Source organism: Streptomyces sp. W16, from assembly GCF_033194735.1.
Taxonomy (GTDB): Bacteria; Actinomycetota; Actinomycetes; order Streptomycetales; family Streptomycetaceae; genus Streptomyces.
In genome coordinates, this window is sequence record NZ_JAWOAI010000551.1 from 1 (window position 1) to 6,133 (window position 6,133).

Below are 6,133 nucleotides of genomic sequence, written 5' to 3' on the forward strand. Positions count from 1 at the left end.
GCACCGGCTCCCGTAGCCGCTCCGGCCCCTGTGAAGGCAGCGGCCCCGGCCGCCCAGCCGAAGAAGGCCGAGCCCGCGACCGAGGCCCCCGGTGGCCCCGAGTTCGTCACGCTGCGCGGCCCCGCCGCCGCGGTCGCGAAGAACATGAACGCCTCGATCGAGGTGCCCACGGCCACGTCCGTGCGCGCGGTCCCGGTCAAGCTGCTCTTCGACAACCGCATCGTCATCAACAACCACCTGAAGCGTGCCCGGGGCGGGAAGATCTCCTTCACCCACCTCATCGGCTACGCGATGGTGCAGGCCATCAAGGCCATGCCGTCGATGAACTACTCCTTCGCGGAGAAGGACGGCAAGCCCACGCTGGTCAAGCCGGAGCACGTCAACTTCGGTCTCGCCATCGACCTGGTGAAGCCCAACGGCGACCGCCAGCTCGTCGTCGCCGGCATCAAGAAGGCCGAGACGCTGAACTTCTTCGAGTTCTGGCAGGCCTACGAGGACATCGTCCGCCGCGCCCGCGACGGCAAGCTGACGATGGATGACTTCACGGGCGTCACCGTGTCGTTGACCAACCCCGGCGGCCTCGGCACCGTCCACTCGGTCCCCCGCCTGATGCCCGGTCAGTCGGTCATCATGGGCGTCGGCTCCATGGACTACCCGGCCGAGTTCCAGGGCACGAGCCAGGACACCCTCAACAAGCTCGGCATCTCGAAGGTCATGACGCTCACGTCGACCTACGACCACCGGGTCATCCAGGGCGCCGCCTCCGGCGAGTTCCTGCGGATCGTCGCGAACCTCCTGCTCGGCGAGAGCGGCTTCTACGACGAGATCTTCGAGGCGCTGCGCATCCCGTACGAGCCGGTCCGCTGGCTCAAGGACATCGACGCGTCGCACGACAACGACGTGACGAAGGCCGCCCGCGTCTTCGAGCTGATCCACTCCTACCGGGTCCGCGGCCACGTCATGGCCGACACCGACCCGCTGGAGTACCGCCAGCGCAAGCACCCCGACCTGGACATCACCGAGCACGGCCTCACCCTGTGGGACCTGGAGCGGGAGTTCGCGGTCGGCGGCTTCGCCGGCAAGTCCCTGATGAAGCTGCGCGACATCCTGGGAGTGCTGCGCGACTCTTACTGCCGCACCACCGGCATCGAGTTCATGCACATCCAGGACCCGAAGCAGCGCAAGTGGATCCAGGACCGCATCGAGCGCTCGCACTCCAAGCCGGAGCGCGAGGAGCAACTGCGCATCCTGCGCCGCCTGAACGCGGCGGAGGCCTTCGAGACCTTCCTGCAGACGAAGTACGTCGGCCAGAAGCGCTTCTCCCTTGAGGGCGGCGAGTCCGTCATCCCGCTGCTGGACGCGGTCATCGACAGCGCGGCCGAGTCGCGCCTCGACGAGGTCGTCATCGGCATGGCCCACCGAGGCCGCCTGAACGTTCTCGCGAACATCGTCGGCAAGTCGTACGCCCAGATCTTCCGCGAGTTCGAGGGCAACCTCGACCCGAAGTCGATGCACGGCTCCGGCGACGTGAAGTACCACCTGGGCGCCAAGGGCACGTTCACCGGCCTGGACGGCGAGCAGATCAAGGTCACCCTCGCGGCGAACCCGTCCCACCTGGAGACGGTCGACCCGATCATCGAGGGCATCGTCCGCGCCCGCCAGGACATCATCAACAAGGGCGGCACGGACTTCACGGTCCTGCCCCTCGCCCTGCACGGTGACGCGGCCTTCGCGGGCCAGGGCGTGGTGGCCGAGACCCTGAACATGTCGCAGCTGCGCGGCTACCGCACCGGCGGCACGATCCACATCGTCATCAACAACCAGGTCGGCTTCACGGCCGCACCGGAGTCCTCGCGCTCGTCGATGTACGCGACGGACGTGGCGAGGATGATCGAGGCCCCGATCTTCCACGTGAACGGCGACGACCCCGAGGCCGTCGTCCGCGTCGCGCGGCTGGCCTTCGAGTTCCGCCAGGCGTTCAACAAGGACGTGGTGATCGACCTCATCTGCTACCGCCGCCGCGGTCACAACGAGTCGGACAACCCGGCCTTCACCCAGCCCCTGATGTACGACCTGATCGACAAGAAGCGCTCGGTGCGCAAGCTGTACACCGAGTCCCTCATCGGTCGCGGCGACATCACTCTTGAGGAAGCCGAACAAGCCCTCCAGGACTACCAGGGCCAGCTGGAGAAGGTCTTCACGGAGGTCCGCGAGGCGACGGCCCAGCCGGGCGCGGCGCCGATGTCGGACCCGCAGGCGGAGTTCCCGGTCGCGGTGTCCACGGCGATCTCCTCGGAGGTCGTGAAGCGGATCGCCGAGTCCCAGGTCAACATCCCGGACAACTTCCACGTCCACCCGCGCCTGCTGCCCCAGCTGCAGCGCCGGGCGACGATGGTCGAGGACGGGACGATCGACTGGGGCATGGGCGAGACGCTCGCGATCGGCTCCCTGCTGCTTGAGGGCACCCCGGTCCGTCTCTCCGGCCAGGACTCCCGCCGAGGCACGTTCGGCCAGCGCCACGCGGTCCTCATCGACCGTCAGACGGGCGAGGACTACACCCCGCTCCAGTACCTCTCCGAGGAGCAGGCGCGCTACAACGTCTACGACTCGCTCCTCTCCGAGTACGCGGTCATGGGCTTCGAGTACGGCTACTCGCTGGCCCGCCCCGACGCGCTCGTGATGTGGGAGGCGCAGTTCGGCGACTTCGTCAACGGCGCGCAGTCCGTGGTCGACGAGTACATCTCGGCGGCGGAGCAGAAGTGGGGCCAGACGAGCGGTGTGACGCTGCTCCTCCCCCACGGCTACGAGGGCCAGGGCCCGGACCACTCCTCGGCCCGCGTGGAGCGCTTCCTCCAGCTCTGCGCGCAGAACAACATGACGGTCGCGATGCCGACCCTGCCGTCGAACTACTTCCACCTCCTGCGGTGGCAGGTGCACAACCCGCACCACAAGCCGCTGGTGGTCTTCACCCCGAAGTCGATGCTGCGCCTCAAGGCCGCCGCGTCGAAGACGGAGGAGTTCACGACGGGTCAGTTCCGCCCGGTCATCGGCGACGAGTCGGTGCAGGACCCGGCCGCGGTGCGCAAGGTCGTCTTCGTCACCGGCAAGCTGTACTACGACCTTGAGGCCGAGCGGGTCAAGCGCGGCACCACGGACACGGCGATCATCCGCCTTGAGCGGCTGTACCCGCTGCCCGGTGCCGAGGTCCAGGCCGAGATCGCCAAGTACCCGAACGCCGAGAAGTACCTGTGGGCCCAGGAGGAGCCGGCCAACCAGGGTGCCTGGCCGTTCATCGCCCTGAACCTGATCGACCACCTGGACCTGGCGGTCGGCGCGGACGTGCCCCACGGCGAGCGCCTGCGCCGGATCTCCCGCCCGCACGGCTCGTCGCCGGCGGTGGGTTCGGCCAAGCGGCACCAGGCGGAGCAGGAGCAGTTGGTGCGGGAGGTGTTCGAGGCGTAACCGCCCCGCACTGGCGCACGCGGCCGGGCCGCACCCCCTCTCCGGGGGTGCGGCCCGGCCGTTTGTGCGCACTTATCCTTGACCCATGTACTTCACGGACCGTGGCATCGAAGAACTGGAGAAGCGGCGCGGCGAGGAAGAGGTCACCTTCGAGTGGCTCGCCGAGCAGTTGCGGACGTTCGTAGACCTGAACCCGGACTTCGAGGTCCCGGTGGAGCGCCTGGCGACCTGGCTGGCCCGGCTGGACGACGAGGACGACGACGAGTAGCCGTTCCGGTTCCTACGACGCCGGGTCCCGCCCCGGTGTCAGTCGCGCGGGCGGGCCAACTCGTAGGCGATGCCCAGCGCCCCGTGGGCCAGGAGCAGTGCCCCCGCGACGATCCAGCCCGCGCTACGACGTCGTAGACCCAGAGCCGTGAGCGGGAGACCCGCCGTCAGCTGGGCCAGGGACAGGGCGCGTGCCGCGGGGGTACCGGACCAGGGCAGCCAAGGGCCCAGGCGGCTGCTGTCGACCGCTTCGAGTTCCGTGCGGACCACCTCCCGCCAGCCCGACCGCTCGATCTGCCGGGCGTCCGGGCGGATGCGGGCGATCTCGCGGAGGCGGTCGGCCGGTTCACCAGGGGCGAGGCCCGTCGGCAGGGCCACTCCCGCGCGCGTGAGGACCGCCAGGAGGCCGCGCATCCGGGTGCAGGCGTCGGCCTCGGGGTCCGGTTTTGTGAGGTGATCGAGGGACTGCAGATCCAGTACTGGGTCCAGGGCCAGGCGGGCGGCGAAGGTGCGCATCGCCTCGTCCTCACCGGCGGGAGTGCCGTCGGCGAGCCAGACGTAGCCGACGGGACGGCGGAAGCCCGAGGCCAGGGTGTAGCCGGCCCGGTCGGCGTCCCACCACAGGGCGAGTACGGGCCAGGGGGCGCCGACGGCGAGCGCGGCGGCCCAGCCGGTGAGGACACGGTCGACCGGTTCGTCGCCGCGCAGCCAGGGCTTGCCCTCGGGGACGAGCACGCTCCAGTCGTCGCCCGCGCCGGTCAGCAGCATGCGCTCGCGGAGCAGATGTGCCGCCGGAGCGACGGAATCCGCGTCCGCCCGGCAGAGCAGCAGGGCGCCCGTGCCGGCACCGGCCCGTCGTCCGACCTGGGACTTCTCCGTGGACATGGTCACACGCTAGGGCAATACGCCCCTTTCCGCCGGTCGTTGGACGGTCGGGGTCGATCGGCGATCACCGAAACGAGTGTCTTGACTTTCCGCATCCGCGATATATCGTGTTTCTCGGAAGACGCGATATGGCGCGTCGTGTCCGGTCCCGTCTGTGCCCGATCCCGTCCCGTGCGGTTCGACCGAGGAGGTCTGCATCATGTCCGAGTGGTCCGTCGCAGAGCCCAAGAAGCTCACGTTCGACGAGCCCGTGAGCGATCTCCATGTGCGCATCGTCAACGGAACGGTGAACGTCGTGGGGACCGACGAGGGTTCCGCCCGCCTCGAAATCTCCGAGATCGACGGGCCACCCCTGGTGGTGACCCAGCAGCACGGCACCCTCACGGTGGCGTACGAGGACCTGCCCTGGAAGGGCTTCCTCAAGTGGCTCGACCGCAAGGGCTGGCGGCGCAGCGCGGTGGTCTCCCTGGCCGTTCCGGCGAACACCCGGGTCGAGGTCGGGGTGGTGGGCGCCGCGGCAGTCGTCTCCGGGATCAGCGGGCCTTCGGTGGTGCGGGGCGTCACGGGCGACACCACCCTCGTCAGCCTCTCCGGCCCGGTCCGCGCCGAGACGGTCTCGGGGAACCTGGAAGCCCAGGCCGTCACCGGCGACCTCCGCTTCAACTCCGTCTCCGGCGACCTCACCGTCGTCGAGGGCTCGGGGACCTCCGTGCGCGCCGAGTCGGTGAGCGGCTCCATGATCGTGGACCTCGACCCGGACGGCCCGACCGACGTCCGGCTGACCAATGTCTCGGGCGAGATCGCCATCCGGCTGCCGCATCCGGCGGACGCGGACGTCGAAGCGAACACGGCGAGCGGTTCCATCTCCAACGCCTTCGAGGGACTGCGGGTACACGGGCAGTGGGGCGCCCACAAGATCACCGGCCGCCTCGGCGCGGGCACCGGAAAGCTGCGGGCCACGACCGTCTCCGGCTCGATCGCCCTGCTGCGCCGCCCGGCGGCGGAGGACGAGGAAGAAGGCACTGAGGACGACGTGACCGGCGCCCCCGCGAACGGGGCTCAGGGCGACTCGGGGGACAATTCCGTTTCCGGCCCGGACGATGCTTCCGGCAGCACCGCGGCCGACGGCACGACCGACAAGAAGGTGCTCTGACATGCCTCCCGTCTTCGCCCACGGCCGCCTCCGCCTCTACCTGCTGAAGCTGCTGGACGAGGCCCCCCGCCACGGCTACGAGGTGATCCGCCTCCTGGAGGAGCGCTTCCAGGGGCTCTACGCGCCGTCGGCGGGCACGGTCTACCCGCGCCTGTCCAAGCTGGAGGCCGAGGGCCTGGTCACCCACACCACCGAGGGCGGCCGGAAGGTGTACGCCATCACGGACGCAGGCCGCGCCGAACTGGCCGACCGCAGCGGCGAGTTGGCCGACCTGGAGCTGGAGATCCGCGAGTCCGTCGCCGAGTTGGCCGCCGAGATCCGGGCCGACGTCCGGGGCGCGGCGGGCGACCTGCGGCGCGAGATGCG

General features: G+C 69.7%; 5 protein-coding genes. 4 read left to right on the forward strand and 1 reads right to left on the reverse strand.

Translation table 11 applies throughout. The features are described from left to right. Both R6V09_RS43405 and R6V09_RS43410 read left to right on the forward strand, forming a co-directional pair. Positions 1-3,462: multifunctional oxoglutarate decarboxylase/oxoglutarate dehydrogenase thiamine pyrophosphate-binding subunit/dihydrolipoyllysine-residue succinyltransferase subunit (locus R6V09_RS43405; RefSeq protein ID WP_317886991.1), on the forward strand; the 3,462-nt coding region annotated here is incomplete at its 5' end. Between the two features lie 85 nt (positions 3,463-3,547). Continuing rightward, on the forward strand, positions 3,548-3,730 hold the full coding sequence (locus tag R6V09_RS43410) for a DUF6104 family protein (RefSeq protein ID WP_019075209.1): 183 nt from the start codon (positions 3,548-3,550) through the stop codon (positions 3,728-3,730). A gap of 38 nt (positions 3,731-3,768) precedes the next feature. Here R6V09_RS43410 and R6V09_RS43415 read toward each other — a convergent pair whose 3' ends face one another. After that, a complete protein-coding gene (locus R6V09_RS43415) occupies positions 3,769-4,614 on the reverse strand; it encodes a hypothetical protein (protein ID WP_317886992.1) in 846 nt (281 codons plus the stop codon). 199 nt (positions 4,615-4,813) lie between these two features. Between R6V09_RS43415 and R6V09_RS43420 the strand changes: the two genes are divergently transcribed. Then, positions 4,814-5,767 (forward strand): DUF4097 family beta strand repeat-containing protein, encoded by a 954-nt coding sequence (locus R6V09_RS43420; RefSeq protein WP_317886993.1) that lies wholly within the window; start codon positions 4,814-4,816, stop codon positions 5,765-5,767. A 1-nt stretch (position 5,768) separates the two neighbouring features. Then, positions 5,769-6,133 (forward strand): PadR family transcriptional regulator (locus R6V09_RS43425; RefSeq protein ID WP_317886994.1); only part of this gene is annotated, 365 nt, incomplete at its 3' end.